This is a genomic window from Paenarthrobacter sp. PPS72 (assembly GCF_048537125.1).
GTDB lineage: Bacteria > Actinomycetota > Actinomycetes > Actinomycetales > Micrococcaceae > Arthrobacter > Arthrobacter nitroguajacolicus_E.
The window spans coordinates 94,320-119,812 of sequence record NZ_JBLYIE010000002.1; the positions used below are offsets into that span (position 1 = coordinate 94,320).

Consider the following 25,493-nt stretch of genomic DNA (forward strand, 5'->3'; position numbering starts at 1 on the left):
ACCCTACTCCAGTGAGAAATGTCAGGAACAGTGACACGATGGACTCATGACGGAACGCCACCAACCCGCCGCGCCGCTCGCCTTCCACCATGCCGGGCACGGAGCCAACGCATCCATCGGAGTGGCAATCTGCCACGGCTTTACGGGAAGCCCGCTCAGCGTCCTCCCCTGGGCCGAATATCTCGCCAAGCAGGGCTTCGCAGTGTCCGTGCCCCTGCTACCCGGGCATGGCACCAGTTGGCATGACCTCGCTACCACGAGGTGGCAGGACTGGTACCGGACCTTCGAGCAGAATTACCTGGACCTTGCAGCGAAGACCGAAACGTGTTTTGTGGCAGGCCTGTCCATGGGCGGAGCCGTGGCCCTTCGGGTCGCATCCCGCCATGAAGTTCCCGGGGTGGTTCTGGTGAACCCGGGACTGAGCTTCTATGACCGCCGTGTGCGGTACGTCGGAGCGCTGAAGTACGTGATGCGCACTACCACCCCCATTGTGGAGGACAGGCCTGCGCCCATAACGATCGAGGAAGGCGACTACTCCAAGACACCCTTGAAGTCCGTCCATGAACTCAAGAAACTCTTCCGTTCGGCTACCCGGGGCTTACCGCACATAGAGGCTCCCGCGCTGGTGTTCAAATCCTCGGTTGATGACGTTATCCCGCCAAGCTCAGTGGCCACCATCAGTAAGTACTTCGACTCTTCACGCCTCAAAGTGGTCACGCTTCCACACAGCGGACATGTAGCTACCTTGGATGTTGATGCACCTACCATTTTTGAAGAATCAGCGGGCTTTTTCCGCCAGCATGCCGGGGACAGAGTAGCCTCAGAGTCATCATGAAAATGCTCCCCGACTTTTCACCGTTCCACAGCAGCTGGAACGGTGCCGGCCCGCGCGTTGGTGTCGTTATGTCACACGGGTTCACTGGTAGCCCGCACAGCGTCCGGCCATGGGCCGAACACCTCGCTTCGTCCGGCTACGCCGTAAGGCTGCCGTTGCTGCCCGGTCACGGGACCTCGTGGCAGGACATGGCCACCCGCTCATGGCGGGAATGGCACCGGGCCGTGGACGACGCGTATCTTGAGCTGGCTTCCGAATGCGACTACGTTTTCTCTGCCGGTTTGTCCATGGGCGGAACCCTGGCCTTGCGGATAGCAGCTACACGTCCTGTTGCGGGGACGGTGGTGGTGAACCCCGGGTTGGTCCTTGACGATCCCAGGGCTGTCATCGTCGCTGCCCTGAAGTATGTGGTGAAAACGACTCCGGCCATTGCCAACGACATCCTAAAACCGGACCAGGACGAAGGTGCCTACGCCCGGACTCCCGTTGCGGCCGCTCACCAACTAAAGAAAATGTACAAGGACACGGCGGCCATCCTGCCCCGCATCAGCTCACCCGTTCGGGTCTACAAGTCCACGGTGGACAACGTCATTTCCACTGCAAGCCTGGAGTTCCTCCGTTCCCGGGTGCAGGCACCGGTGGACGTCAGCTATCTCCACAACAGCCGCCATGTGGCCACCCTTGACAATGACGCGCCGGAGATTTTTTCCGGGTCGGTCGATTTCATTCAAAAGACCCTGGCGGCCTTGGCCGGTCAGGGGCTTTCCCCCGAAAAGGACACAGCCCATGAACAGGCCTGATCCCAATTCTGCTGACCAAAGCGCCAACAAGGATGACGACGCCGTGTGGCTGGATCTGGTGGCCCGGCTGGAAGCCACGAAGTCGGCGGAAGGGGAACCGACGCAGGACGCGTTGCCTCAGGACGCAGGCAACGATTCAGGCGGGGACGCGGGGCATGTGCAGGCAAAGCCCGGCAGGACGTTCAAGGACTTCGATCCACTCGGGTTGTCCGAGCCTGCCCCGGAACCGATACCTGACGCGGCGCCGGCCCGCGCAGGGGCCGAAGCCGCGAGCCGGCCCTCAGGTCCTCGGGACTTCGAAGTCGAGGACGAGGACCACACTTTCGTTCCTGAGGAGCCCCCAAGCCTGGCAGGAACTGAGCCCCTGATCATGCTGGCTTGGGTGGGTGCAGTGGGCGGACCTATTGCGCTGCTCTTCACAGCAATGTTCTGGCGGTCTGCGCCATTGACCGCAATTCTGGGCATCGTTGGTGTGTTCGTGGCGTCGGTGGTGTACCTCATCATGCGGCTTCCACAGGAAAAGAATGAGGACGACGACGGCGCCCGCCTCTAGTGCCCAATGCTGCTTTCAGCGGGGCAAGCTTAGCTCCGCGCCCGACCACTGACCCGTGAGAGATCTGCTGCGCCGATCATGCCGGCACGCGGGCCAAGGGCGGCCAGCTCTATCCTCGCCATGGGTCGGAAACCCCGACCCGTCAGGTTCTTCGCGAACGATTCCCGAGCAGGCGCGGCGAGCAACTCCCCGGCGTCACACAGTCCCCCGCCAATGACGAACATCCCCGGGTCAAGTGCCGCCGCGAGGTTCGCCAGCCCAAGCCCCAACCATTCGCCTTGGTCGGCAAGCAGTTCACGCGAGGTGGCATCACCCGCGAGCGCCAGCGAGGTCACGACTGCCCCGGACAGGTTCTCCGCAGTCCCGCCCGCCTTCTCCAAAAGAGCACGGCCTGCGGGGGAATTGGTCCGCACCAGCTGCCGGGCTTCCCGCCCCAGCGCGTTGCCGGAGGCGTATTGCTCCCAGCACCCACGGTTACCGCATTCGCAACGGTGTCCCCCGGGGAAGATGATCTGGTGTCCGAATTCCCCCGCCACACCGTAGCGTCCACGTTCCACCCGGCCGTCCATGACCATTGCACCACCGATGCCTGTTCCCAACGTGATGCAGACCAGGCGGCTTTCACCCTGCCCTGCGCCAAAGCGCCACTCAGCCCAGGCTGCGGCATCGGCATCGTTCGTGAGCAGGACGGGACGCCTCAGCAACTTCTGGAGGCTCTCCCTCAATGGCTCGTTACGCCAGGCCAGGTGCGGGCTGAAGAGCACGGTGCCGCCGTCGAGGTCCATCCAGCCCGCGGCACCGATACCCACCGAAGCGATCCGGTGCCCAGCGCTGAGTTCGTCGACCAACTCCACGATGGTTTGCTCGACGGCACGGGGGTCCGCGCCCGGTGTGGACCTTCGGGCCTCAGCCAGGATTCTGCCCTCGGCGTCAACAACACCGGCGGCCACTTTGGTGCCACCGATGTCGATCCCGATCGCCAGGCCCCGGCGACCCAAATGGCTTCGCCGGGCAGCCCAAGGGACATCCCTCCAGGCCGAGGCCGGTGGCTTGGGTCTGACCGGGGAACTGGACCGTAGTGCGGGCATCCCCTCATCCTATTCCGCAGTGCACCGAAGGAACCGCATCGACCGGGCATGGCCGCCGTCGAGTTGCTTGAAATGACGCCTGATCCGTAAAGTTACTCGCCAGTAGGTGAAATAGAACACACCTCCGCGAGCGGGCATACTAGAGTTGAAGCAGCCCCTCGTGGCCCGTGGATATCAAAGGAGCTACCGTGCGTGAAATCAGTGTTCCTCCCCTCGTGAACATCGCCCCGGAAACCAACATCACGGACCTCGTGATCCGAGAGGCCGGGAAAGCATCCAACCCTGCTCTTTTTTCCAAGCTGGACGGGAACGGGCAGTGGCAGGACATCCGTGCCAAGGACTTCCTTGAGGACGTGAGGGCCCTGGCAAAAGGCCTCATTGCCAGCGGCGTCGACGTAGGCGACCGCGTGGGCATCATGTCCCGCACACGGTACGAATGGTCCCTTGTGGACTTCGCCATCTGGTTTGCCGGAGCCGTGTCCGTCCCGATCTACGAAACGTCCTCGCCTTCGCAAGTGGCATGGAACCTGGGTGACTCGGGTGCTGTGGCGGCCTTCGGCGAAGCTGCCCACCATGAGGATGTCATTCGCCAGGCCGTTGCCGCAGAAGACATCACCACCGTTGCCAATGTCTGGCAGCTTGAGGGCGCGGGACTTGATGCCCTGCGTACGGCAGGTGCAGGGGTCCCCGACGACGAACTGGAGTCCCGCCGTTCCGCGGCCGGCCTCAAGGATCTCGCCACGATTATCTACACCTCGGGCACCACCGGCAGGCCCAAGGGCTGCGAACTGACCCACGGCAACTTCGTGGAACTCTCCGAGAATGCCCGTGCTTCATTGCCTGAAATCATCAACGAGTCTGCCAAGACCATCATGTTCCTCCCCTTGGCCCACGTCTTCGCACGCTTCATTTCCGTGTTGGCCGTGGCCGGCGGGGTCAAGGTGGCACACACCCCTGACATCAAGAATCTGTTGGCTGACCTCCAGAGCTTCCAGCCAACGTTCATCCTGGCTGTGCCCCGGGTCTTCGAGAAGGTCTACAACTCGGCACTGACCAAGGCGGAGGACGGCGGCAAGGGTGCCATCTTCCACCGCGCAGTGGATACTGCAATTGCCTATTCCAAGGCACGTGAGTCCGGTTCGCTGGGGCTTGGTTTGAAGCTCAAGCATGCTTTGTTCGACAAACTCGTCTACGGGAAGCTCCGCGCAGCCATGGGCGGCCACGTTGCCCACGCCGTCTCCGGTGGAGGCCCGTTGGGTGAGCGGCTGGGGCACTTCTTCCAAGGCATTGGCCTGCAAATCCTTGAGGGCTACGGCCTGACGGAGACCACGGCCCCGATCTCCGTCAACACGCCGTCCATGATCAAGATCGGCACGGTGGGCGCCCCCTTGCCCGGCAACTCGGTCAAGATCGCCGACGACGGCGAAATCCTCGCCAAGGGTGTCTGCGTCATGCGGGGCTACTACAAACGTGAAGACCTCACGGACGAGACATTCGCCGACGGCTGGTTCCGCACCGGCGACATCGGCGAACTGGATAACAACGGCTTCCTCAAGATCACTGGCCGCAAGAAGGAAATCATCGTTACTGCAGGCGGAAAGAACGTGGTTCCTGCGCTGCTGGAGGACCAGATCCGGGCGGATGCGTTGGTCTCCCAAGTACTGGTGGTTGGCGACAACCGTCCATTCATCGGCGCCTTGGTCACCCTGGACGAAGAAGCGCTTCCGGGCTGGCTGGACCGCCATGGTCTCCCCGCCAGCACCACCATCGCCGAGGCCACAGATCATCCTGTAGTCAAGGCAGCCGTCCAGGAACTCATAAGCAAGGCCAACCAGTCCGTCTCGCAGGCCGAGGCCATCAAGTCCTTCAGGATCGTTCCGGCGGACTTCACCGAAGCCTCAGGCCATCTGACGCCATCGCTGAAGGTCAAGCGTGCTCAGGTCATGAAGGACTTCGACGCCGTCATTGAGGACATGTACTCAGCACCCCGCGCGTCGTAGCTACCTCGAAAAAAAATTACCCCGTCCGGATTCATCCGGACGGGGTAATTTTTTGGAGAATGGCTAGCCGATCACCAGCAGCAAGTCGCCGCCTTGGACCTGCTCAACTGAGGAAATGGCGAGCCGTGAGACGGTTCCGGCGACCGGCGTCGTGATGGACGCTTCCATCTTCATGGCCTCAATGGTGGCCACGGTGTCGCCGGCGCTGACAACATCGCCAACCTTGACCGTCACGGTCACTGCGCCGGCAAACGGTGCGGCAACCTGGCCGGGCTGTGCCGGGTCTGCCTTTTCCGCTGCCTTGACGTTGCTGACTACGGAACGGTCGCGCACCACAACCGGCCTGGACTGCCCGTTGAGCGTGCACATCACTGTACGCATGCCCTTCTCATCGGCTTCGGAGACAGCCTCAAGCTGGGCAATGAGGCGGACGCCCTTCTCCAGCTCGATGACGTGCTCTGCGCCCTGCTGGAGGCCGTACAGGTAGTCCCGGGTATCCAGCACGGAGATGTTGCCGTACGTCTCAACGCTCTTCAGGTAGTCCTTGGTGGGTCCTGCGAAGAGCAAACGGTTCAGCGTGTGCTGCCGCGTCTTGGAGTCACCCTTGAGCGCTGCACTGTCCTCGGCACTGATGTCGACATCGCGCACCTTGACGCTGCGGCCCTGAAGGGCCTTGGTGCGGAACGGCTCGGGCCAGCCTCCGGGAGGATCACCGAGTTCGCCGGACAGGAAACCGATGACCGAGTCCGGGATGTCGTAGTTGTGCGGGTTCTCGTTGAAGTCAGCCGGATCGGCGTTGAGTCCTACGAGGTGCAAGGCAAGATCGCCTACCACCTTGGAGGAAGGAGTGACCTTTACCAAGCGGCCAAGGATCCGGTCGGCCGCCGTGTACATGTCCTCGATAGCCTCAAACCGTTCCCCGAGGCCCAAGGCGATGGCCTGCTGGCGAAGGTTCGACAGCTGGCCGCCGGGGATTTCGTGTTGGTACACACGTCCGGTGGGTCCCGGAAGCCCGGATTCGAAGGGGGCGTAAACGCGGCGCACGGCTTCCCAGTAGGGCTCAAGCGCGCCTACGTTGGCCAGGCTCAGGCCGGTATCGCGGGGCGTGTTGGCCAGTGCCGCCACCAGTGCCGAAGCTGCGGGCTGGCTTGTGGTGCCGGCCAGCGACGCGGACGCCACATCAACGGCATCCACGCCTGCGTCAACAGCCGCCAGCAGGGTGGCGAGTTGACCGCCTGCGGTGTCATGGGTGTGCAGGTGCACGGGCAGGTCGAAGCGCTCCCGCAGGGCCGAGACCAGCTTCGCAGCGGCAGCCGGGCGCAGGAGGCCTGCCATGTCCTTGATGGCAAGGATGTGCGCACCGGCATCGACGATCCTCTGGGCCAGATCCAGGTAGTAGTCGAGGGTGTACAGGTCCTCGTTCGGGTCCAGCAGATTGCCCGTGTAGCAGAGCGCCACCTCCGCAACGGCCGTCCCTGTTGCCCGCACGGCCCGAATGGCGGGGGCCATCTGGTTGACGTCGTTGAGGGCGTCGAAGATACGGAAGATGTCGATGCCGGTGGCGGCAGCCTCGTTGACGAAGGCCTCCGTCACTTCTTCCGGGTACGGGGTGTAACCCACGGTGTTGCGTCCGCGGAGCAGCATCTGGATACACGTGTTCGGCAACGCCTTGCGCAAAGCAGCCAAGCGGTCCCACGGGTCCTCACCGAGGAAGCGGAGGGCGACGTCATAGGTTGCGCCGCCCCAAGCCTCCACGGAAAGCAGTTCGGGCATCAGTGCCGTCACTGCCGGGCCGGCCGCTACAAGGTCACGGGTACGGACGCGTGTTGCCAGCAGCGACTGGTGGGCGTCGCGGAACGTGGTATCCGTGACAGCCAGCGCCTGCTGTTCCCGCAGCGCCTTGGCAAAGCCGTCCGGTCCCAGCTCAATCAACTTCTGGCGCGAGCCCGACGTGGGAAGCGGGCCATCGATCGCGGGGAGCTTGCTGGCCGGGTCCGAATGAACAGCGAGTTCACCGTTCGGTTTGTTTACGGTAACTTCGGCCAACCAGGTGAGCAACTTGGTGCCGCGGTCCGCGGAGATGTGCGACTTCAGCAGCTCGGGTCGCTTGTCGATGAAGTCCGTGGCCACGTTGCCGGCATTGAAGTCCGGATCCGCAAGGACGGCCTGCAGGAACGGAATATTGGTGGACACACCACGGATGCGGAACTCAGCCAAACCACGACGTGCGCGGGCAACAGCGGCAGGGTAGTCGCGGCCACGGCAGGTCAGCTTCACCAGCATGGAGTCGAAGTGCGGGCTGATCTCGGCACCCGAGTAGACCGTGCCGCCGTCGAGCCTCACACCGGCACCACCAGCGGAACGGTAGCCGGTGATCTTTCCAACGTCAGGGCGGAAGCCGTTGGCGGGGTCTTCGGTGGTGATACGGCACTGCAGCGCAGCACCCTTGATGGACACCGAATCCTGGCTCAACCCCAGGTCCGCGAGAGTCTCACCTGAGGCGATGCGCATCTGTGCCTGCACGAGGTCCACATCGGTGATCTCCTCCGTGACGGTGTGCTCCACCTGGATGCGGGGATTCATTTCGATAAAGACGTGTTGGCCGGCCCGCTCCCCCTCCGTGTCCACCAGGAACTCGACGGTTCCGGCGTTGACATAGTTCAGGGCCTTGGCGAAGGCGACGGCATCGCGGTAAAGAGCCTGGCGGATGTTCTCATCCAGGTTCGGCGCCGGCGCGATCTCCACCACTTTCTGGTGGCGGCGTTGCAGTGAACAGTCACGCTCGAAGAGGTGCATGACGTTGCCATCGGCATCTGCCAGGATCTGCACCTCGATGTGGCGGGGACGCAAAACTGCCTGCTCAAGGAACATCGTGGGGTCGCCAAAGGCTGCGTCAGCTTCGCGCATGGCGGACTGCAGTGCTTCGGGAAGTGCCTCACGCGTCTCCACACGCCGCATACCACGGCCGCCACCGCCGGCAACGGCCTTGGCGAAAATGGGAAAGCCGATTTCATCAGCTGCCGCGATGAGTTCGTCAAGATCCTTGGAGGGCTTGCTCGACTTCAGGACGGGGACACCTGCCTTGCGGGCGGCTTCCAAAGCGGCAACCTTGTTGCCTGCCAGCTCCAGGACCTCCGCGGGCGGGCCCACAAAGGTGATTCCGGCTGCCTTGGCAGCGCGGGCGAGGTCCGGGTTCTCGGAGAGGAAGCCATAGCCGGGGTAAATGGCGTCAGCGCCGGCTTCCTTGGCGACGCGGACAACCTCCTCGACGTCCAGGTAGGCGCGGACGGGATGGCCCACCTCGCCGATCAGGTAAGCTTCGTCGGCCTTCTGCCGGTGGATCGAGTTACGGTCCTCATGCGGAAAGACGGCTACGGTCTTGGCGCCCAGTTCATAACCAGCGCGAAACGCCCTGATCGCGATTTCGCCGCGATTGGCCACCAGAATTTTCGAAAACATACTTCTCCTGCATCATTGCGGGTGGATCGGTCGGTGGTCACAGTGTGTAGTGCCGCCAGCATCAAACACAAATCTTTGTGGCAACCATCACAAAGGAATCGTCATCTGGGCTGTATATGCGTGCGCGCGATCCGATCGCATGCTATTGCCCGGGGCTTATCCCCAGCGGCCGGGCGCGTAGAAAGCGGGAAACGACCGCGATGCACCATATGATGTTGAGGGGGCTTCGGCAAGCCCCGGCTCCGGCGCTTCCGGAGCGAATCAGCGCGATACGGCAACCGGCGTTAGGTTTTGGGTTTTCAAGTGCAAGTAGTCAGCATCAGCAGCCTCAAGGGTGGAGTGGGAAAGACGTCCGTGACCACCGGTCTGGCGTCCGCGGCCCTCGCAGCCGGTATGTCCACGTTGGTGGTGGACCTCGATCCACACGCCGACGCCACCACTGCCCTGGGCGTTCAGCCAGGCGGGCAGCTCGACATCGGTCGGATGCTGAAAAGCCCCCGAAAAGCCAACCTCGCCGGCAACGTTGCCGGCAGCTCTTGGGTTTCCAACGGTTCAAGCAACGGCACCTTGGACGTGGCGGTCGGTTCTGCCTTCACCGGCATCTACGACCGCCCCGACTTGGGCCGACGTGACCTCCGCAGGCTTTCAGCCGTTCTGGCAGGTACCTCCAACTACGAACTCGTCCTGGTGGACTGTCCGCCGTCCCTCAATGGGCTGACGCGCATGGCTTGGAGCGCCAGCGACCGCGTAGTCCTCGTAGCCGAGCCCGGGCTTTTCTCCGTAGCCGGCACCGAACGCACCATGCGGGCCATTCAGTTGTTCCGGCAGGAGTTCGCTCCCAACCTTGCCCCGGCAGGGATCGTGGCAAACCGGGTTCGCACCGGCTCCGCTGAGCACACCTTCCGCTTGGCTGAAATGGAATCCATGTTCGGCGAACTGTTGCTGACACCGCATATTCCGGAGCAGGCCAACTGGCAACAGATCCAGGGAGCAGCGCACTCGGTCCACCATTGGCCCGGAGACTCGGCAAAGAACGCCGCCAAACTTTTTGATGCCCTCCTCGAGAGCCTTTTGAGTGGACAGTCCGCTGTGCGGGACCGTCGCCGGCGCTGAGCGCCTGACGCACTTACACGTTACAAACCACCGCACGCATTAAAAGAAGAAGGCCTCGCCCCTGTGAAGTGCAGGGATGAGGTCTTCTTTTTGGTTCGAAGTTAAGTGGTCCGGTTTTTAGCCGATGCGGCGGGCAACGCGCCGCTTGCTCAGTTCGTCGTCCGGAAAGGACTGCTCGGCGGCATGCTCGCTCGGAAGCGCGGCCAGGCTTCCCTCAACTTCCCGCCATACGCGGCCAACAGCGATGCCGAACACGCCTTGTCCGCCCTGAACGAGGTCAATGACCTCGTCAGCGGACGTACATTCGTAGACGCTCGCGCCGTCGCTCATCAGCGTGATCTGTGCCAGGTCCTCGACACCCCGCTCGCGAAGGTGTTCGACGGCGGTACGGATCTGTTGGAGCGATACGCCGGTATCAAGAAGGCGCTTGACTACCTTCAGAACCAGGATGTCGCGGAAGCCGTAGAGTCGCTGGGAACCTGAGCCCGCAGCGCCACGGACAGCAGGCTCAACCAAGCCCGTACGTGCCCAGTAGTCGAGCTGGCGGTAGGTGATTCCTGCAGCCTTGCAGGCCGTAGGGCCGCGGTAGCCCGCGTCCTCGTCCAGCACAGGAAGGTCCTCCGTGAAGAGTAGACCTTGGGCGCCGGATGCGGGCGCAGCAATGCCGGCAGAGGACTGCTTCAGCTCGCCTGCTTCGCCTTTCGGACTCACGTGACCTCCTTGTTCTCAGTTCCCTTGGGGACGGTGCATACCCTGATACAACGGCGAAATGCAGCAGTGTAATTCCCGCAAGTCCGCACTTTCCAGTGTGACTTGCGCAGGCAGTGTATGCAACGGGAACTTGATAACTTCGACGTTAGGCCCGTGAAGCGCCGAGGTCAAAGACCTTGGCCACAAAAACCCGTCGTGTCGAAAGTTTCACCTTCCACTTTAGGCTTAGGGTGCCTCACCCTTCGAAATCTTCCGGTTCCACGTCGTCCAAAAACTCCCTGAACCGACGCATCTCGCGTTCCTCGTCCACTGCGGGATCCGGCTCTGAGTCTTCACCCTCATCGTGTTCGGTGATGCGGACGCCCGCTTCCTCCATGACAGCATCCGCGCACCAAATGCGGCATTTTGCCCGCAATGCCAGAGCCAACGCGTCTGAAGCACGGGAACTTACTACCGTGCCGTCGTCGAACTGCAACTGACCGTAGAAGATGTTGTCTTCCACGGCTACGATGTTCACGCTGATAATGGTGTGGCCCAGCGATTCGACAACATCGACCAAGAGGTCGTGCGTCATGGGCCGGGGCGGAACAACGCCCTGTTGCGCCAAGGCGATGGCGCTGGCTTCAGGAGTGCCGATCCAGATCGGAACATGCCGCTCCCCGTTGATCTCCCGAAGGAGCACCAGCGGCTGGTTGGACGGCAGTTCTATCCGGACACCGACGATTTCGACTTCGATCATCAGCTATCCATCCGGGAGATACGATCGTGTACCAGGGCCCTGTGCAGGGTGAGGCAGAGATCGCTGATCTCACGGGCAGCCTCGGCGGCCCGTGCCTGCGACGCGGCATCACGCCGCGATGTCAACGGCGCAACAGCCCTTTCCACCAGGCCAAACTCCCGCTCAGCAGCGGCTTGGAAGGGGCGGAGGTGCCGAGGCTCGAGGCCGTGTCCTTCCAATTGAACACACGCCCGCGCCACCTGGAGTGCGTGTTCGTCGAACTTGCCGCCCACGTGGCTGATCAACCCAAAGCTCAACAGTGATTCCAGCAAAGGCATGCTGGCGCCTGACTCGGCACGCAACTGTTCTTCGGTGAGCGCGCGGGCACGCCCCTGCACTTCGGCTGCCATTTCCGGCGAAACCGCCCTGGGCGAAACTGTGACGCCGGCCGGAAGGTTTTCCGGTCTCTCACCGCGGTCAATGGCATCCAAATAATCCTTGATGACCTTCAGGGGCAGGTACTGGTCACGCTGAAGGGCCAGGACAAAACGGAGCCGCTCGACATCGCTGTCCGCATACTGCCTGTAGCCGGCAGGAGTCCTCTTCGGGTTGATGAGGCCTTTTTCTTCAAGGAAACGGATCTTGGACGCCGTCATACCGGGAAAGTCGTCGCTCAATTGCGCGAGGACTTCCCCGATATTCAGGACCTGCGGTCCGCGACGGTCCTGCTGGGCCATAGCCACAGGCAGATACCCCGTCAGACTTGGCCTGCTGCGCGAACAGGGCTCAGGTAGTAGGTCAACCGGAACTTGCCGATCTGTACCTCGTTGCCGCTCTTCAGCTGCACGCGGTCGACGCGGTCGTGGTTGACATACGTTCCGTTGAGGCTTCCCATGTCCACCAGCTCGAAGCCGGACGCCGTCCGAATGAACTGAACATGCTTGCGGGACACCGTGACGTCATCCAGGAAGATGTCGGCATCAGGATGCCGGCCGGCCGTGGTGGTGTCCGCATCCAGCAGGAAACGAGCTCCGGCATTGGGACCACTGTGCGCAATGAGCAACGCTGAGTTCGGCGGAAGTGCGTCTACGGATGCACGCTCTTCCGGAGCCAACTTGGGGGCAATGCTCGGCTCGTCCCACGTTGGCGTGATGCTGATCGAGGTGGTCTCCGACGTCGGCTGTTCCTCCGCGCCGTTCCCGACATTGGCTTGATTCTGTTCGCCGCCAACCATGGAATTTCCTCCTCATCCGCCGGCAGTTCCAAACCCTGCCGGCCACTTCCGCCTCCCGGTACCGCCGGGCAAATCGGTTGCTGGCCCGCCGTCCCGCTTTCCGCGTTATGGGAAAGCAGCCTGACGGGCCAGATAACTTTAGCCTACCTGTTGTTCGTACTCCGATGCACTGAGCAGGGAATCCACTGCGTCAGCTTCTGCAAGCTTTACTTCAATAAGCCATCCCTCGCCGTAAGGGTCCGAGTTAATTAAGGCCGGATCAGTATCCAGGGCGTCATTTCGATTGGTGACTTCACCTGACACCGGCGCGTAGATATCGCTGACACTCTTGGTGGACTCCACTTCGCCAACAACTTCATTGCCGGTGATTTTCGTCCCCGGTTCAGGCATCTGGGCATAGACGACATCGCCCAAGGCGTCCTGCGCGAAGTCGGTGATGCCAATGCGCACTACGCCGTCGGTGTCCGGGGCGGTAACCCATTCGTGTTCTGCGGTGTAGGAAAGTTCTTCCGGAATATTGCTCACTGGTGGCCTTTCATCGGGACATTTACGAACCTCGACGGCGGCCGTGTTGATGGCCACCGCTGAAAGTATAGGCACATTTCCCCTGTACCTGATGGGGTCTCTGCCATGATTGACCTACGACCGAACAAGCACAAGTGCCAGCTCAGAAAAAGCGCAATCCGGGCGTAAAGATCGTCCTGATCCTGGTGGGAATGTTCCATAGGTTCGTTTTCACGTTCGTTCCGCTCGTTGTGGCATGGCAAGCCACCCGCAAAGCGGTGTCATGGCCTTGGAAAATCGTCATCGTTCTGGTGGCCGTCGCCATCGCCACTCCTAACCTGCTTACTGCCGGCATCGCCTTCGGCAGCACTGATTCAGCCCATGCAGGCCAGCGGACCTTGAGTGTGGACGCAGGCTTCTTCACAACTTGGACGGCGATCTCCGCTATTGCCGCCGTGGTGGTCTTCATAACGGCCACTATCCTGTGGGCGGTATGGCGGCGTAGGGGCAAGCAGATGAAAGCGCTCAGGCAAGCAGAAAACCAACGCGTCGGAGCTGCAACCAACACCTCAGCTGAACCGCAGGACACCACAAAAGGCGGGTAGGGCGCCGAAAGCCCGCCACGGAATTTCCGGGGCGGGCTTCTTCGTTTGGGCTGGTTTCTGTAGCCCGACGTCAGGCTACGGTGGCCTCACGTAGTTCGCGTTCGACGTCGTGAGCTACAGCAGGCGACCCGGCGCCCCCACGCTTCGCTGCTGCGGCCGCAGCCAGCATGACCAGCAGCGCGGCAACGGTAATCGCAGCTCCCGCCCAGATGGGTGAGGTGTAACCGAGCCCGGCGGTGATGGTAACGCCGCCCAGCCAGGCCCCGAGCGCATTGCCGAGGTTGAAGGCGCCGATGTTCCCGCCGGAGGCCAAGGTAGGCGCTGTGGAGGCAAAGTGCATCACGCGCATCTGCAGACCCGGCACTGTAGCAAAACCGAAACCACCCATGAGCGCCAGCGACACCAAAGTGGCGATGCTGTTGGAAGCGGTGAGGGCGAAGAAGACCAGCACCACCACGAGTCCGGCAAGAATCACAACGAGCGACTTGTCCAAGGCTTTGTCGGCGGCTTTGCCACCGAGGAAGTTGCCAACGAAGAGTCCGCCACCGAAGAGCACCAGGAGCCACGGCACGGCTCCGGACTCGAATCCGGATACCTCAGTGAGCGTGAAGGCAATATAAGTGAAAGCGCCGAACATGCCGCCGAACCCAAGGATGGTCACGAGAATGGAGAGCCAGACTTGGCCGGACTTGAACGCGCCCAGCTCGCTACGGAGGCCCTTGGCGGGTTCCGTGCCGGCCTTGGGGACCATGAGGGCAATGCCGATCAACGCCACGACGCCGATGCCGGTGATCGCCCAGAACGTTGAGCGCCACCCGAAGTTCTGGCCCAGCAGCGTTCCGAAGGGAACACCCAGGACGTTGGCAGCGGTCAGGCCCGTGAACATGATCGCAATGGCGCCGGCCTTTTTGTGGGCAGGCACCAAGCTGGCGGCAACTACGGAACCGATGCCGAAGAAAGCGCCGTGGCAGAGCGCCGCGATGATGCGGCCGATCATCATGGCCGCGTAACTATCGGCGATCGCGGACAGGAAGTTGCCGGCGATGAACAGCACGAGCAAGCCAATCAGGACCGGCTTGCGTGGAAGCCTGGTCACTGCCGCCGTCACCAGGAGTGCGCCGACGGTGACACTGAGGGCATAACCGGAGATGAACCAGCCGGCCGAAGCCTCAGTGACCCGGAAGTCGGCAGCAACTTCGGGCAAGAGGCCCATGATCACGAATTCGGTCAGTCCGATGCCGAATCCGCCGAGGGCAAGGGCAATCAACCCTGCGGGCATGTGGAGCTCCTTAAGTGTGCGGTTCCGACCGGAAGTGGAAGTGCGTCGTCGGGAACCGTAGAATAATAGTTGCAGACGCTCCATATATAGTTGCACACGCTAGATACTTGCGCAAGCAACTACTCTCCGGCGTCTCGATCAACAGGACATCAAGGCAGGAGCACAGCAGACATGGGCATCAAGGATGACGCCGTTGAAGTACGGGCACAGGGCTGGCGAACCCTTGCAGCCCTGCACGGGAGCATCGAAGCGGAGCTGGAGAAGGCGCTCCAGTCCTCAAGCGACCTGTCCGTAGTGGAGTACACAGTCCTGGATGCGCTGAGTCGCCAGGACGGCTGGCACATGCGGATGCAGCAGCTGGCCCGCGCCACCGCACTGTCCAGCAGTGCCACCACCCGCCTGGTCAATCGCCTCGAGGACCGAGGGCTACTGACGCGCATCCTGTGCGCCGACGACCGCCGCGGCATTTACACCGAACTCACGGTGGCCGGCCAGAAGCTTCTCGAGGCGGCCAAACCCGTGCATGACGAGACCCTGGCTGCCGCCCTTGAGGCCGCAGAGTCGGTGCCGGAGCTGGAGCCGCTGGTGAGGGCCCTCGGCGCGCTGCAGAAGGTCTAACCGGATCCGGTCTTGTTTGCATCTCCCGCCGTTCAACGTTCGGGAACGCGAACAAGACCGGGACCAAAGTAACCGCTAACGACCAAAGGCCGGAATCCTGTGTTTCCACAGGATTCCGGCCTTTATGGTCGGGCTGACAGGATTTGAACCTGCGACCCCTTGACCCCCAGTCAAGTGCGCTACCAAGCTGCGCTACAGCCCGCTGGTTCCACCGTTCTCCGCCTAAGTTTTCCTCCGAAGAGTCCCACCTAAGCAGTCCGGCCGAACCACCTCCAAAAGCTTACACGAAGTTGGAGGTCGGAGACGCCATCACAGCCAAAGTGCGCTGTGATGCCCGTCTCACTTAGCGCTTCTTGCCACGCTTCTCGCGGACGCGCATGTTGACCTCGATGGGCGTGCCCTCGAAGCCGAACGTTTCGCGCAGGCGACGCGTGATGAAGCGACGGTATCCGGGGTCCAGGAAGCCGGTGGTGAACAGCACGAACTTCGGCGGACGGCTGGAAGCCTGGGTACCGAAGAGGATGCGGGGCTGTTTGCCACCACGGACCGGGTGCGGGTGCGCGGCAACAAGCTCGCCAAGGAATGCGTTGAGACGTCCCGTGGGAATACGGCGGTCCCAGCTCTCCAGCGCGATATCCAGCGCAGGGACCAGGCGATCCTTGTGCCATCCGGTCTTGGCCGAGATATTGACGCGGGGAGCCCATTCAACGTGCGCGAGGTCCTGCTCGATTTCGCGTTCGAGGTAGCGGCGGCGTTCGTCGTCCAGCAGGTCCCACTTGTTGAACGCGAGTACCAGCGCACGGCCTGACTCGATGGCCAGCTGCAGGATGCGGACGTCCTGCTCGCTGAGGACTTCGTCAACGGCAAGAAGCACGACGGCGACCTCCGCCTTTTCCAGGGCAGCCTGCGTACGCAGGGAAGCGTAGAAGTCCGCACCCTGTGCCATGTGCTGGCGGCGACGGATACCAGCGGTGTCCACGAAGCGCCACGTTCTGTCGCCAAGTTCGATGAATTCATCAACAGGGTCACGCGTGGTGCCGGCCAGAGGATCCACCACTACGCGCTCGGATCCCGCGAGCTTGTTAAGCAGCGAGGACTTGCCGACGTTCGGACGACCGATAAGCGCGATTCGACGCGGGCCGCCTGAGCGTTCCACACCCTCCACCAAGGAGTACTCGGGCAGGGTGTCCATGACGTGGTCCAGGAGGTCGGCAACGCCACGGCCGTGCAGGGCCGAAACCGGGTACGGCTGGCCGAAGCCCAAACCCCACAGTGCTGCCGAATCGGCTTCCTGGGCGAAGTCATCCACCTTGTTGGCCACCATGATGACCGGCTTCTTGCTCTTGCGGAGCATCTTCATGACGCCCTCGTCAGTGGCGGTAGCGCCAACAGCGGAGTCAACCACGAAGAGCACGGCGTCGGCCAGCTCAACGGCCATTTCCGCCTGCTCGGCCACACGGGCGTGGATGCCCTTGGCGTCGTGTTCCCAACCACCGGTGTCCACCAGGGTGAAGTTGCGGCCATTCCAGCGGGCCGAGTACATGACGCGGTCGCGGGTAACGCCCGGAGTATCCTCAACAACAGCTTCACGGCGGCCAAGGATGCGGTTGACCAACGTGGACTTGCCCACGTTCGGACGGCCGATGATAGCCAGGACCGGGTCCAACTTGAGGGGACCTTCGTCGCCTTCATCGCCGTATTCGCCGCTGAGCAGCGCTGCGTCTTCTTCGTCGAGTTCGTAATCGTCCAGGCCGGCCCGGAGGGTGGCCGCGCGGAGCTCGGCCTCGTCATCGTCCAGGGCCGCCAGGTTTTCCGCCACCTGGTCGGTGCCGGTGGGCGTGTATTCGTCGTCGCCGGCTCCGTGGAGGCCGGATTTTTGAGTCGTATCGCTCATTGCACTTTCCTTAGTGGTGGTCTGCCGGCGTCCCGGCTACTGCTGTATGGCGGTGCTGCGAAGTGGATTCTCCGGGCGCAGGTTCCAGGGGAAGGCCCTGGCCTGTGGCCCGGATTGCGTCCTGGACGTGATCGGCCAGGGCTTCACGGATCTCCGCAGCCGCCCTGTCCATTGAAACACGCCCGGGTTCGCCCTTCCGGCGCTTCACCGTGATGGGTTCGCCGAAGCTGACATGGAGCTTGCGGCGGGGCTTGGGGATATGGTCGCGATGCTCATCGCCCCGACGGGTTCCGAGGATGGCGACGGGAATGACTGTAGCTCCGGAGTTGAGGGCGAGCCACGCAACTCCATTGCTGATGCTCTCGGCCGAGCCGCTCCCCCGGGTTCCTTCGGGGAGAATCCCGACGCAACGACCGGCGTCGAGCAGTTTCTTGCCCGTATGCAGTGCGTTGCGGTCACCCGCCCGGTCCACCGGAATCTGTCCGGATCCCCGCAGGACGGAGCCCAGGAAGCCCTTGAACATCTCTTTCTTGACCAGGATATGCATGGGGCGCGGCGACGCACCAAACATCACAGGGCCGTCCAGGAAGCTGATGTGGTTCCCTGCAAAAATCACCGGGCCCGCGGCGGGAACGTTGCTTTTGCCCGACACGATGGTCCGGTAGAAGACGTGATCCAGAAACCAGCCGATCGGCCGGCTCCACATCCTGCTCCCTGCGGAGGGCAGCTGATTCTCAGTCACCATAGATAACCTTGCTCACGATCGCCAAGGCTGTCTCCACGGTTTCCTCGAAGTTCAGATCCGAAGAGTCGAGCGTCACCACGCCATCAGCGGCCTGGGTGAAGTTCACTACCGTTGAGTCCTTGGCGTCACGTTGGATTACCTGGGCGTTGAGCTGTTCCTTGGTCTGCGTGCCGCCCAACTGGATCCCACGACGCCGCAGCCTGGCTTCCTCACTGGCAGTGAGCAGCATGCGGACCTCTGCATTGGGAACGACGACGGTGGTGATGTCACGCCCTTCCACCACCATGCGACGGTGGTGCTGATCGATCAGCTCGCGCTGGCGCCGGATCAGCTCGGTGCGGGCACCGAGCGTCGTGGCGACAGCGCTGACGGACGAAGAGATCATAGGATCACGGATTTCATCCGTGATGTCCGTGCCGTCAACCGCCACATACTCGGTGGCAGTAGTGGTGCTGATCTCCAGGGGCATGATCTTGGAGGCCTGTTCCACCGCAGCGCCGTCCTGAAGATCAACACCGGTTTTCAGGCAGTACCACGTCAAGGCGCGGTACATGGCACCGGTATCGAGGTACGCCAGCTTCAAGCGCCGGGCAACTTCCTTGCTGACGCTGGACTTGCCGGACCCCGAAGGACCATCGATCGCGATCACGAGCGGCTTGCCGGGACGGGCAACAGTCTCCGGACCAAAAAATTCACGCGTCATTACTGGAGTACCCGCCATCCACGGTCAGTCAAAGCTTCAACAAGGAGGTCATGCTTGCTGGGAAGCACGGAGAGCTCCACCATGCCCACGTTTTGTCCCGACGAATGGTCGAGCCGAAGGTCTTCAAGGTTCACGCCGATCTCGCCGATCTCCGTGAGGAGGTGCGCGATCTGGCCAGGCTTGTCGTCCACCAGGATGGTGAGCCACGAATACGCCTGAGGAGGTCCGCCGTGCTTACCGGGGATCCTCGCCTGGCCTGCGTTGCCCTCGCTGATCAGCTGCGCCAGGTCAAGCCGGGCGCCCGGAGCAAGGGGGTCTTCCAAGGTGCCGATCAAACGGTTCAGGTCCTCACGCACACCGTGAAGAATGGAAACCACTTTCTCCGCGTTGCCGCCCAGGATCTGCACCCAAAGGGTGGGATCGCTGGCTGCAATGCGGGTAGTGTCCCGAAGCCCGTTGCCCGCCAAGGAGAGGGCATGCAGCGGCGTACCCTGCAGGCGGCTCGCCAGGAGCGAGGACATGATCTGCGGCAAATGCGACACCAAGGCCACCGCTTCATCGTGCTCTTCCGCAGTGAATTGGGAAACAATTGCTCCCAGGTCCCCCGCAAGCGATCGTGCCGCCTGGAGTGCAGCATCCGAAGTTTCTTCGGAGGGGCACAGTACCCACGGCATGGACGTGAAAAGCTCTCCCCTGGCGGCAACCGGGCCGGACTTCTCCCTACCCGCCATGGGGTGCGTACCCACATAGCGGGCAAGGTCCACGCCGCGTTCCCGCAGCTGCGACTGGATGGAGGCTTTCACGCTGGCAATATCAACCACGACAGCGGACGGGTAGTCCGCAAGTGCCTTCTGAACGACGTCTGCGGTAACGTCCGGCGGGGCCGCGACGACTACCAGCCGGGGTTGTTCATCCAGCTCCGCAAGAGGGCGTCCCGCACCGATATCCACCGCAACCGCCTGGTTGGTGGGCGAAGGATCGAAAAGGTAAACAGGGACTCCGCGTCCGCGTAGGCCGAGACCGATGCTGGCCCCAAGCAAGCCCGTACCGAGGACGACGACCGGGCCATCAAGATGGCCCCGGCCGTGCGTACCAAATGCCGACATGCCTTAGAGCCCCACGGATGCCAGGAGGTGTCCGACTTCCTGCCTGCCGAGGTTGCGGATGCTGCCCTGGCGCTGGTCGCCCAAGCCGATGGGACCCACCTTGACGCGGACAAGACGCTCCACCGGGAAACCGACGGCGTCGAACATGCGGCGCACAATGCGGTTCTTGCCCGAGTGCAGGACAACCTCAATCAGGACGTGGCCCGGAGTGGAATCCACCAAGCGGAAGGAGTCAACTGCAGCGACGCCGTCTTCGAGTTCCACGCCATTCTTCAGCTTTGCGCCCACGCCCTGCGGGAACGGACCACGAACCTGAACCAGGTACGTCTTGGGCACCTCATAGGAAGGGTGCGTCAGGCGGTTGGCGAGTTCGCCGTCGTTCGTCAGCAGCAGCAGTCCCTCAGTGGCGACATCGAGGCGGCCGACGTGGAACAGGCGTTCGCCCTTGTTCTTGTTGTTCTTGAGGAAGTCGCTGATGCAGGGGCGGCCTTCGGGGTCTTCCATGGTGGAAACGACGCCCTTGGGCTTGTTGAAGACCATGTAGACGAGGGTGTCGTCGAGCTGGATCCGGATGCCATCAACATGAATTACGGCGGCTGTGGGGTCCACGCGCATACCGAGTTCGGTGGTCACCACGCCGTCAACCTCGACGCGTCCCTCGAGGATCATTTCTTCACACACGCGGCGTGAAGCAACGCCTGCCTGAGCCATGACCTTTTGCAGGCGTACCCCGTCGGCATCGTGCAGGTCCGACTGGGGAACTTCCTGCCGCGGGCCGCGGTTGCGTGCCGGCTTCCGGATGGGACCAAGGTTCTGGCCGAAGCGTTCGCTGCCGAAAGCCTTGGATCCGTACTGCCTTGCCGGCTTCGCCTTGGGCTTGATCGCTCCCGGAGTGCCCGGCGCCTTGCCAAAGCCAGGCTTGTTGGAGCCGGGCTTACGGAAGGGCTTGGCGGGCCTGGCGGCCTGGCCGCGATCGAAATCGCCCGCTGTTGTGGGGTTGTCAGGATCGAAAGGTGCCGCTTCGCGCGGCTTCGACGCCTTGAAAGGGCGGCCCTCGCCCTGGGTGAAGTTGCGCTTTCCAGCGCCGGCGCTGCCGCCGCGGCCGGAGAAGCCGCCGGCATTGGAGCGGCCGGTGCCGCTTCCCTTCGCCTCATTGCGTCCGGAGCTGTTTCGTCCCGAACCGTTACGTGGTGAACTCTGGCGTCCCGCCTGTGTCATGACCCGTCCTTGTGTAGTAATGGCCGGCAAGTGGTGTTGAAATCAACACTAGCCAGCCGGGCAGACATCGTCTGCCCCTTGTCGCTGTGCACCTTGATATGGCGCCGTGAATCAGTATGAAGTTCTCTTGCAGTACCGGTGTTGGCCGTGCCTACATCCGGCTGGCATCGTAGTATTCATCGATACCTTCCAACCCGGGAAGGTGCGGCGAGAGCTGCGGCAACTCAGCCACCGAGCCCATGCCCATCCGTTCCAGGAAGTACGAGGTTGTCCGGTAAAGGACAGCCCCCGATTCAGGATCGTTTCCGGAGTCCTCAATCAAACCCCTTTGGGTAAGAGTCCGGACCACGGAATCTACGTTAACGCCGCGAATGGCGGACACCCGGGCCCTTGAGACCGGTTGCCGGTAAGCAATGACCGCCAGGGTCTCAAGCGCGGCTTGAGTAAGCCTGGTGGTCTGCCCCTCGAGGACAAATTTGCCCACGATGTCGGCGAAATCCGACCGTGAATAAATCCGCCACCCGCCGGCAACGTTCCGCAATTCAAAACCCCGGGGTGCAGTGCTGGCATCGGCAAAGCCGACAGCATCCACGTCCGGGGCTTTAACAGTATAGCCGCTATACTCCCGCTGCAGGTTCTGCAGCAAATCCTCGACGACGGCGACTGTCACGTTGAGTCCAGCAGCCAACTCTTCAGAGGTTGCAGGCTCATCGATGACCATCAGGACTGCTTCCAACGCTGCCCGTGCACCGCCTGGCAGGGCTTCCAGTGCTGCCAGGCCGTCGACCTCTTCCTGCTCACTCACCGGTTCCATCCCCGTTTTCAGTTCCTGCTTCAGGTTCATACTCCTCGCTCAGGCTGGAACTGTCCCAGCCGGCGTCATCGCCGGTCCACCGAACCGTCAGCACTGCCAATGGCCCGGGCTGCTCGAAGGCAACCACGCGGTCGCGGAACATCTCCAGCAGGGCCAGGAACCGTGCCACCACCACCAAAGTAGTCCCGGCATCGGCAATCAACGCCTGGAAGGACAGCGGCGCCCCGAGCTTCAGGCGGTAACCCATGATCTCGGCCTGTTCCTTGACACTGACCGGCGGAGCATGGAGGTGGTCCAAGCCGACCTCGGCAGCCGCTGTTTCCTTGGGTTTGAGTGCTTTGGCGGCAAGTTCCGCGAACTGCTCAGGAGTGTGCCGCCACACCAGCTCCGGAAGCAACGCCGCGAAATGGCCTTCCAGGGCAACCTGCCGGGGGTACCTCCGGGCTTCTTCTTCCAAGGTTTCGCCCAGAATGCCCGCAATCTGCTTGAAGGCTTTGTACTGCAGAAGGCGGGCGAACAGCAGGTCCCTCGCTTCAAGCAGGGCAATGTCCTCGGCATCTTCCACTTCACCGGCAGGCAGGAGGCGCGCGGCCTTCAAGTCCAGGAGCGTTGCCGCGATCACCAGGAACTCGCTGGCTTCATCCAGAGCCCAGTCCTCCCCCAACTCCTGGAGGCGCCTGATGTACTTGATGAACTCATCAGTGACCGTGGCCAAGGCCACCTCGGTGATATCCAGCTTGTGCTTGGAAATGAGGCCGAGCAAAAGATCAAAGGGGCCCGTGAAGTTAGCCAGCCGTACCTCGAACCCGGGCTTACGGGCTTCGGAGGCACCGGCGTCGGGCACTTCTACTTCTGCGGCTGATTCCGCTTTCAGCGAGGACAAGTCCGCTTCCGCGGTGGGGGCGATTGACGGTCCCACCGTCCGCTAGGGCGCGCCGCCGCGCGAGATCAGTTCCTTGGCAAGGCGGCGGTAAGCATCCGCGCCGATGTGGTTCCCGGCGTAGCTGGTGATGGGCTCGGCGGCCACGGTGGCATCTGCAAACTTGATGGATCGCTTGATGACGGTCTCAAAAACCTTGTCCCCAAACGCTTCCACCAAGCGCGAGATGACTTCCCGGCTGTGGAGGGTGCGGGCGTCATACATGGTGGCCAGGACGCCGTCCACCTGCAGGCGCGGATTCAACCGGTCCTGGACTTTCTCGATGGTCTCCACCAGGAGGGCAACGGCGCGCAAGGCGAAGAACTCGCAGATCAACGGAATGATCACGCCGTGGGCGGCAGTCAGCGCATTCACTGTCAGCAGTCCCAGCGACGGCTGGCAATCGATCAAGACGACGTCGTAATCGTCCTCGACGCTCTTGAGGGCGCGGTCCAGCACCTGCTCACGGGCTACCTCGTTGACCAGCTGGACTTCGGCGGCGGAGAGGTCGATATTGGCGGGCAGGAGGTCAACGTTCTCAACGCCGGTCTGCTGGATGGCGTCGCGGATGTTCACCTTGCGGTCCATCAGGACGTTGTAGACGGTGAGGTCCAGCTCGTGCGGGTTTGCACCGAGGCCTGCGGAGAGCGCACCTTGGGGGTCAAAGTCCACCAACAGGACGCGTCTGCCGAACTCGGCGAGCGCAGCCGCCAGATTGATGGTGGACGTGGTTTTACCCACGCCGCCCTTTTGGTTGACCATGGCGATGACTCTCGCCGGGCCGTGGGAGGCCAGCGGAGCAGGTTCCGGGAATTCGCGGTAAGGACGGCCCGTGGGCCCCATGATGGCGTCTTCCAGATCGAGCTCGGTGCCTTCCAGCGTAGCTGTTCCCCGTTCGATGCTCACGTATCTAACCACTCTTTCGACGACGATCTTCCCTGCCGCTGCACCCTAAGGCGACAGCGCTGCTACTCCTTTAGGCTACAGCGCCCGACACGGTTATTCGGGGAACTTGACTTTGGCCGATTCTTGAGCCTTGACCCTCTGGTTGAGGTCGAAGGTTTAGAGCTCGGCCGCTGTTGCAAGGCGGAACAGCGAAGACCGGCACCCGATGGGGTGCCGGTCTTCGTGGAACTTTGCCTGCGTAGGTGCCGGTGCTGTTAGACCACGGCCTTCTCGCGGTTTTCGGCCTCCGGTGCAGGCTCTTCATCGCCCCCGTGGGCGATCATGGTCTGCTCATCGAAGGGCTCGCTGCCGGAAAGGACGCGCTCTACCTGGCCATTGTCGATTTCCTTCACCCAGGTGCCGATCAGGACCGTGGCAACTGCGTTGCCGGTGAAGTTGGTCAATGCACGGGCCTCGGACATGAAGCGGTCGATTCCGACGATCATGCCCACACCGCCCAGGAGCTCCGGCTTGTGTGCCTGGAGGCCGGCGGCAAGGGTTGCCAGTCCGGCACCAGTGACGCCTGCTGCACCCTTGGAGGCGATGATCATGAACACCAGCAGGGAAACCTGAGCACCGAGATCCAACGGCGTACCCATGGCGTTGGCTACGAACAGCGATGCCATGGTCAAGTAGATCGCTGTGCCATCAAGGTTGAAGGAGTAACCGGTGGGAACCGTGACACCAACAACCGGCTTGGAGACACCCAGGTGCTCCATCTTGGCGATCAGGCGGGGCAGGGCTGCCTCCGAGGAAGAGGTGGAGAAGATCAGGAGGTACTCGCGGGCCAAGTACTTCATGAGCTTGAAGATGTTTACTCCAGCTACTGCGCGGAGCAGCGTACCGAGGATGACCACGATGAACAAGGCACAGGTTACGTAGAAGGCAAGCATCAGCGTGAACATGCTGAGGATGGCCTGTGCGCCGGTGGCACCAACGACGGCAGCAATGGCACCGAACGCGCCAACCGGCGCCAGCCACATGATCATGATGAGAATACGGAACACAAGGCGCTGTCCGTGACCGATGGCGGTGAGGATGGGGGCACCCTGCTTTCCCATCTTCTGCAGTGCGAAACCAACAAGGATGGCAGCCAGGAGGGTGGGCAGGACCGGGATGTCGCCCGGGATGATTCCGAGCAGGAAGTCCACGGTGCTGTTGCTATCGGCCTTCTTGGTGGGATCGTACGGGGTCAGTTTGAGACCCTCACCCGGGTGGATCAGGTTGCCGACCACAAGGCCGATGGCGAGTGCAAACGTGGACATTGCCACGAAGTAGCCCAGAGCCAGGCCTCCGACCTTGCCAACCGTCGCGGCTTTGGCAATGGAGCCGATGCCCAGGACGATGGTGCAGAAAATAACCGGGGCAATCATCATCTTGATGAGCTTGATGAAGCCGTCACCGAGCGGCTTGAGGGACTTGCCGACCTCGGGGAACATCAGGCCCACCACGGCGCCGAGCACTACGGCCAGAATGACCGCAATGTACAGGTAATGCGACTTGTCGAGCCCCTTGCGTCCACCTTTGGCGGCTACTGCCGACTCTCCTCGTTGAGAGGTCATGGGATTCTCCTTCTGGATACTGTGTAAGGCGCCGCGGTCCTGCACTGATGTCCAATCCGCTGCCCTTGTG

General features: G+C 62.3%; 24 protein-coding genes and 1 tRNA gene. 7 read left to right on the forward strand and 18 right to left on the reverse strand.

Translation table 11 applies throughout. The features are described from left to right. Positions 1 to 46 precede the first annotated feature (46 nt). The 3 genes from ACLRGI_RS00535 to ACLRGI_RS00545 are packed head-to-tail and all read left to right on the forward strand — an operon-like array spanning position 47 to position 2,188. A complete protein-coding gene (locus ACLRGI_RS00535) occupies positions 47 to 835 on the forward strand; it encodes an alpha/beta hydrolase (protein WP_419199787.1) in 789 nt (262 codons plus the stop codon). Then, positions 832 to 1,635 carry an alpha/beta hydrolase gene (locus ACLRGI_RS00540; RefSeq protein WP_419199788.1) on the forward strand — a complete coding sequence of 268 codons (804 nt, stop codon included), beginning with the start codon at positions 832 to 834 and terminating at the stop codon, positions 1,633 to 1,635. The genes ACLRGI_RS00535 and ACLRGI_RS00540 overlap by 4 nt, the downstream gene beginning before the upstream one ends. Then, on the forward strand, positions 1,622 to 2,188 hold the full coding sequence (locus ACLRGI_RS00545; protein ID WP_419199789.1) for a hypothetical protein: 567 nt from the start codon (positions 1,622 to 1,624) through the stop codon (positions 2,186 to 2,188). The genes ACLRGI_RS00540 and ACLRGI_RS00545 overlap by 14 nt, the downstream gene beginning before the upstream one ends. Positions 2,189 to 2,217: 29 nt before the next feature. Here the strand turns inward: ACLRGI_RS00545 and ACLRGI_RS00550 are convergent, their stop codons facing one another. Beyond that, positions 2,218 to 3,276 carry an ROK family protein gene (locus ACLRGI_RS00550; RefSeq protein ID WP_419199790.1) on the reverse strand — a complete coding sequence of 353 codons (1,059 nt, stop codon included), beginning with the start codon at positions 3,274 to 3,276 and terminating at the stop codon, positions 2,218 to 2,220. 188 nt (positions 3,277 to 3,464) lie between these two features. Between ACLRGI_RS00550 and ACLRGI_RS00555 the strand changes: the two genes are divergently transcribed. Continuing rightward, positions 3,465 to 5,276: an AMP-dependent synthetase/ligase gene (locus ACLRGI_RS00555; protein ID WP_419199791.1), complete on the forward strand. Its 1,812-nt coding sequence runs from the start codon at positions 3,465 to 3,467 to the stop codon at positions 5,274 to 5,276. A gap of 63 nt (positions 5,277 to 5,339) precedes the next feature. On the opposite strand, the gene ACLRGI_RS00560 is transcribed toward ACLRGI_RS00555, so the two are convergent. Next, the gene (locus tag ACLRGI_RS00560; protein WP_419199792.1) at positions 5,340 to 8,735 is read right to left on the reverse strand and encodes a pyruvate carboxylase; all 3,396 of its coding nucleotides are present in this window, start codon (positions 8,733 to 8,735) and stop codon (positions 5,340 to 5,342) included. A 303-nt stretch (positions 8,736 to 9,038) separates the two neighbouring features. Between ACLRGI_RS00560 and ACLRGI_RS00565 the strand changes: the two genes are divergently transcribed. Continuing rightward, the gene (locus tag ACLRGI_RS00565) at positions 9,039 to 9,848 is read left to right on the forward strand and encodes a ParA family protein (protein ID WP_419199793.1); all 810 of its coding nucleotides are present in this window, start codon (positions 9,039 to 9,041) and stop codon (positions 9,846 to 9,848) included. Positions 9,849 to 9,965: 117 nt separating this feature from the next. Here ACLRGI_RS00565 and ACLRGI_RS00570 read toward each other — a convergent pair whose 3' ends face one another. The 5 genes from ACLRGI_RS00570 to gcvH all read right to left on the reverse strand — a co-directional run bounded on the left by ACLRGI_RS00570 (position 9,966) and on the right by gcvH (position 13,036). After that, positions 9,966 to 10,559 (reverse strand): MerR family transcriptional regulator, encoded by a 594-nt coding sequence (locus ACLRGI_RS00570; protein ID WP_011774391.1) that lies wholly within the window; start codon positions 10,557 to 10,559, stop codon positions 9,966 to 9,968. Between the two features lie 235 nt (positions 10,560 to 10,794). Beyond that, positions 10,795 to 11,298, reverse strand: coding sequence for a bifunctional nuclease family protein (locus ACLRGI_RS00575; protein WP_419199794.1), 504 nt, complete (start codon positions 11,296 to 11,298; stop codon positions 10,795 to 10,797). After that, positions 11,298 to 12,014, reverse strand: a complete 717-nt coding sequence (gene ftsR, locus ACLRGI_RS00580; RefSeq protein ID WP_419199795.1) for a transcriptional regulator FtsR — start codon at positions 12,012 to 12,014, stop codon at positions 11,298 to 11,300. Before ftsR ends, ACLRGI_RS00575 begins: the two co-directional genes overlap by 1 nt. A gap of 20 nt (positions 12,015 to 12,034) precedes the next feature. Next, a complete protein-coding gene (locus tag ACLRGI_RS00585; RefSeq protein ID WP_011774388.1) occupies positions 12,035 to 12,511 on the reverse strand; it encodes an FHA domain-containing protein in 477 nt (158 codons plus the stop codon). A 138-nt stretch (positions 12,512 to 12,649) separates the two neighbouring features. Continuing rightward, a complete protein-coding gene (gcvH, locus tag ACLRGI_RS00590) occupies positions 12,650 to 13,036 on the reverse strand; it encodes a glycine cleavage system protein GcvH (RefSeq protein WP_419199824.1) in 387 nt (128 codons plus the stop codon). 134 nt (positions 13,037 to 13,170) lie between these two features. Here gcvH and ACLRGI_RS00595 point away from each other — a divergent pair, with 134 nt between their 5' ends. Continuing rightward, a complete protein-coding gene (locus tag ACLRGI_RS00595; protein ID WP_419199796.1) occupies positions 13,171 to 13,620 on the forward strand; it encodes a hypothetical protein in 450 nt (149 codons plus the stop codon). A 70-nt stretch (positions 13,621 to 13,690) separates the two neighbouring features. Here the strand turns inward: ACLRGI_RS00595 and ACLRGI_RS00600 are convergent, their stop codons facing one another. Further along, positions 13,691 to 14,899: an MFS transporter gene (locus tag ACLRGI_RS00600; RefSeq protein ID WP_419199797.1), complete on the reverse strand. Its 1,209-nt coding sequence runs from the start codon at positions 14,897 to 14,899 to the stop codon at positions 13,691 to 13,693. Between the two features lie 171 nt (positions 14,900 to 15,070). Here ACLRGI_RS00600 and ACLRGI_RS00605 point away from each other — a divergent pair, with 171 nt between their 5' ends. Beyond that, positions 15,071 to 15,517 (forward strand): MarR family winged helix-turn-helix transcriptional regulator, encoded by a 447-nt coding sequence (locus tag ACLRGI_RS00605; protein WP_419199798.1) that lies wholly within the window; start codon positions 15,071 to 15,073, stop codon positions 15,515 to 15,517. Between the two features lie 125 nt (positions 15,518 to 15,642). Here ACLRGI_RS00605 and ACLRGI_RS00610 read toward each other — a convergent pair. From ACLRGI_RS00610 to ACLRGI_RS00655, 10 genes are all read right to left on the reverse strand, one after another. Continuing rightward, positions 15,643 to 15,719, reverse strand: a tRNA-Pro gene (locus tag ACLRGI_RS00610). 141 nt (positions 15,720 to 15,860) lie between these two features. Further along, a complete protein-coding gene (gene der / locus ACLRGI_RS00615) occupies positions 15,861 to 17,411 on the reverse strand; it encodes a ribosome biogenesis GTPase Der (protein WP_039240711.1) in 1,551 nt (516 codons plus the stop codon). 10 nt (positions 17,412 to 17,421) lie between these two features. Continuing rightward, positions 17,422 to 18,117, reverse strand: coding sequence for a lysophospholipid acyltransferase family protein (locus ACLRGI_RS00620; protein WP_419199825.1), 696 nt, complete (start codon positions 18,115 to 18,117; stop codon positions 17,422 to 17,424). 28 nt (positions 18,118 to 18,145) lie between these two features. Then, positions 18,146 to 18,859 (reverse strand): (d)CMP kinase, encoded by a 714-nt coding sequence (cmk, locus tag ACLRGI_RS00625; RefSeq protein ID WP_419199799.1) that lies wholly within the window; start codon positions 18,857 to 18,859, stop codon positions 18,146 to 18,148. Then, positions 18,859 to 19,965 carry a prephenate dehydrogenase gene (locus ACLRGI_RS00630; RefSeq protein ID WP_419199800.1) on the reverse strand — a complete coding sequence of 369 codons (1,107 nt, stop codon included), beginning with the start codon at positions 19,963 to 19,965 and terminating at the stop codon, positions 18,859 to 18,861. The genes cmk and ACLRGI_RS00630 overlap by 1 nt, the downstream gene beginning before the upstream one ends. A gap of 3 nt (positions 19,966 to 19,968) precedes the next feature. Further along, positions 19,969 to 21,183 (reverse strand): pseudouridine synthase, encoded by a 1,215-nt coding sequence (locus tag ACLRGI_RS00635; protein WP_419199801.1) that lies wholly within the window; start codon positions 21,181 to 21,183, stop codon positions 19,969 to 19,971. A gap of 151 nt (positions 21,184 to 21,334) precedes the next feature. Next, the gene (scpB, locus tag ACLRGI_RS00640; RefSeq protein WP_419199826.1) at positions 21,335 to 21,997 is read right to left on the reverse strand and encodes an SMC-Scp complex subunit ScpB; all 663 of its coding nucleotides are present in this window, start codon (positions 21,995 to 21,997) and stop codon (positions 21,335 to 21,337) included. Beyond that, positions 21,981 to 22,916: a segregation and condensation protein A gene (locus tag ACLRGI_RS00645; RefSeq protein ID WP_419199802.1), complete on the reverse strand. Its 936-nt coding sequence runs from the start codon at positions 22,914 to 22,916 to the stop codon at positions 21,981 to 21,983. The genes scpB and ACLRGI_RS00645 overlap by 17 nt, the downstream gene beginning before the upstream one ends. 6 nt (positions 22,917 to 22,922) lie before the next feature. After that, on the reverse strand, positions 22,923 to 23,822 hold the full coding sequence (locus tag ACLRGI_RS00650; RefSeq protein WP_419199803.1) for a ParA family protein: 900 nt from the start codon (positions 23,820 to 23,822) through the stop codon (positions 22,923 to 22,925). A 254-nt stretch (positions 23,823 to 24,076) separates the two neighbouring features. Beyond that, a complete protein-coding gene (locus ACLRGI_RS00655; RefSeq protein WP_419199804.1) occupies positions 24,077 to 25,423 on the reverse strand; it encodes a cation:dicarboxylate symporter family transporter in 1,347 nt (448 codons plus the stop codon). Between the last annotated feature and the right edge of the window lie 70 nt (positions 25,424 to 25,493).

Excerpts from the sequence above, each read along its gene's own strand:
- ACLRGI_RS00535 (WP_419199787.1), top strand. The coding sequence starts at position 47 with ATGACGGAACGCCACCAACCCGCCGCGCCGCTCGCCTTCCACCATGCC.
- ACLRGI_RS00540 (WP_419199788.1), top strand. The coding sequence starts at position 832 with ATGAAAATGCTCCCCGACTTTTCACCGTTCCACAGCAGCTGGAACGGT.
- ACLRGI_RS00545 (WP_419199789.1), top strand. The coding sequence starts at position 1,622 with ATGAACAGGCCTGATCCCAATTCTGCTGACCAAAGCGCCAACAAGGAT.
- ACLRGI_RS00550 (WP_419199790.1), bottom strand. The coding sequence starts at position 3,276 with ATGCCCGCACTACGGTCCAGTTCCCCGGTCAGACCCAAGCCACCGGCC.
- ACLRGI_RS00560 (WP_419199792.1), bottom strand. The coding sequence starts at position 8,735 with ATGTTTTCGAAAATTCTGGTGGCCAATCGCGGCGAAATCGCGATCAGG.
- ACLRGI_RS00575 (WP_419199794.1), bottom strand. The coding sequence starts at position 11,298 with ATGATCGAAGTCGAAATCGTCGGTGTCCGGATAGAACTGCCGTCCAAC.
- ftsR (WP_419199795.1), bottom strand. The coding sequence starts at position 12,014 with ATGGCCCAGCAGGACCGTCGCGGACCGCAGGTCCTGAATATCGGGGAA.
- ACLRGI_RS00585 (WP_011774388.1), bottom strand. The coding sequence starts at position 12,511 with ATGGTTGGCGGCGAACAGAATCAAGCCAATGTCGGGAACGGCGCGGAG.
- ACLRGI_RS00600 (WP_419199797.1), bottom strand. The coding sequence starts at position 14,899 with ATGCCCGCAGGGTTGATTGCCCTTGCCCTCGGCGGATTCGGCATCGGA.
- ACLRGI_RS00605 (WP_419199798.1), top strand. The coding sequence starts at position 15,071 with ATGGGCATCAAGGATGACGCCGTTGAAGTACGGGCACAGGGCTGGCGA.
- der (WP_039240711.1), bottom strand. The coding sequence starts at position 17,411 with ATGAGCGATACGACTCAAAAATCCGGCCTCCACGGAGCCGGCGACGAC.
- ACLRGI_RS00620 (WP_419199825.1), bottom strand. The coding sequence starts at position 18,117 with ATGTGGAGCCGGCCGATCGGCTGGTTTCTGGATCACGTCTTCTACCGG.
- cmk (WP_419199799.1), bottom strand. The coding sequence starts at position 18,859 with ATGACGCGTGAATTTTTTGGTCCGGAGACTGTTGCCCGTCCCGGCAAG.
- ACLRGI_RS00630 (WP_419199800.1), bottom strand. The coding sequence starts at position 19,965 with ATGTCGGCATTTGGTACGCACGGCCGGGGCCATCTTGATGGCCCGGTC.
- ACLRGI_RS00635 (WP_419199801.1), bottom strand. The coding sequence starts at position 21,183 with ATGACACAGGCGGGACGCCAGAGTTCACCACGTAACGGTTCGGGACGA.
- scpB (WP_419199826.1), bottom strand. The coding sequence starts at position 21,997 with ATGGAACCGGTGAGTGAGCAGGAAGAGGTCGACGGCCTGGCAGCACTG.
- ACLRGI_RS00655 (WP_419199804.1), bottom strand. The coding sequence starts at position 25,423 with ATGACCTCTCAACGAGGAGAGTCGGCAGTAGCCGCCAAAGGTGGACGC.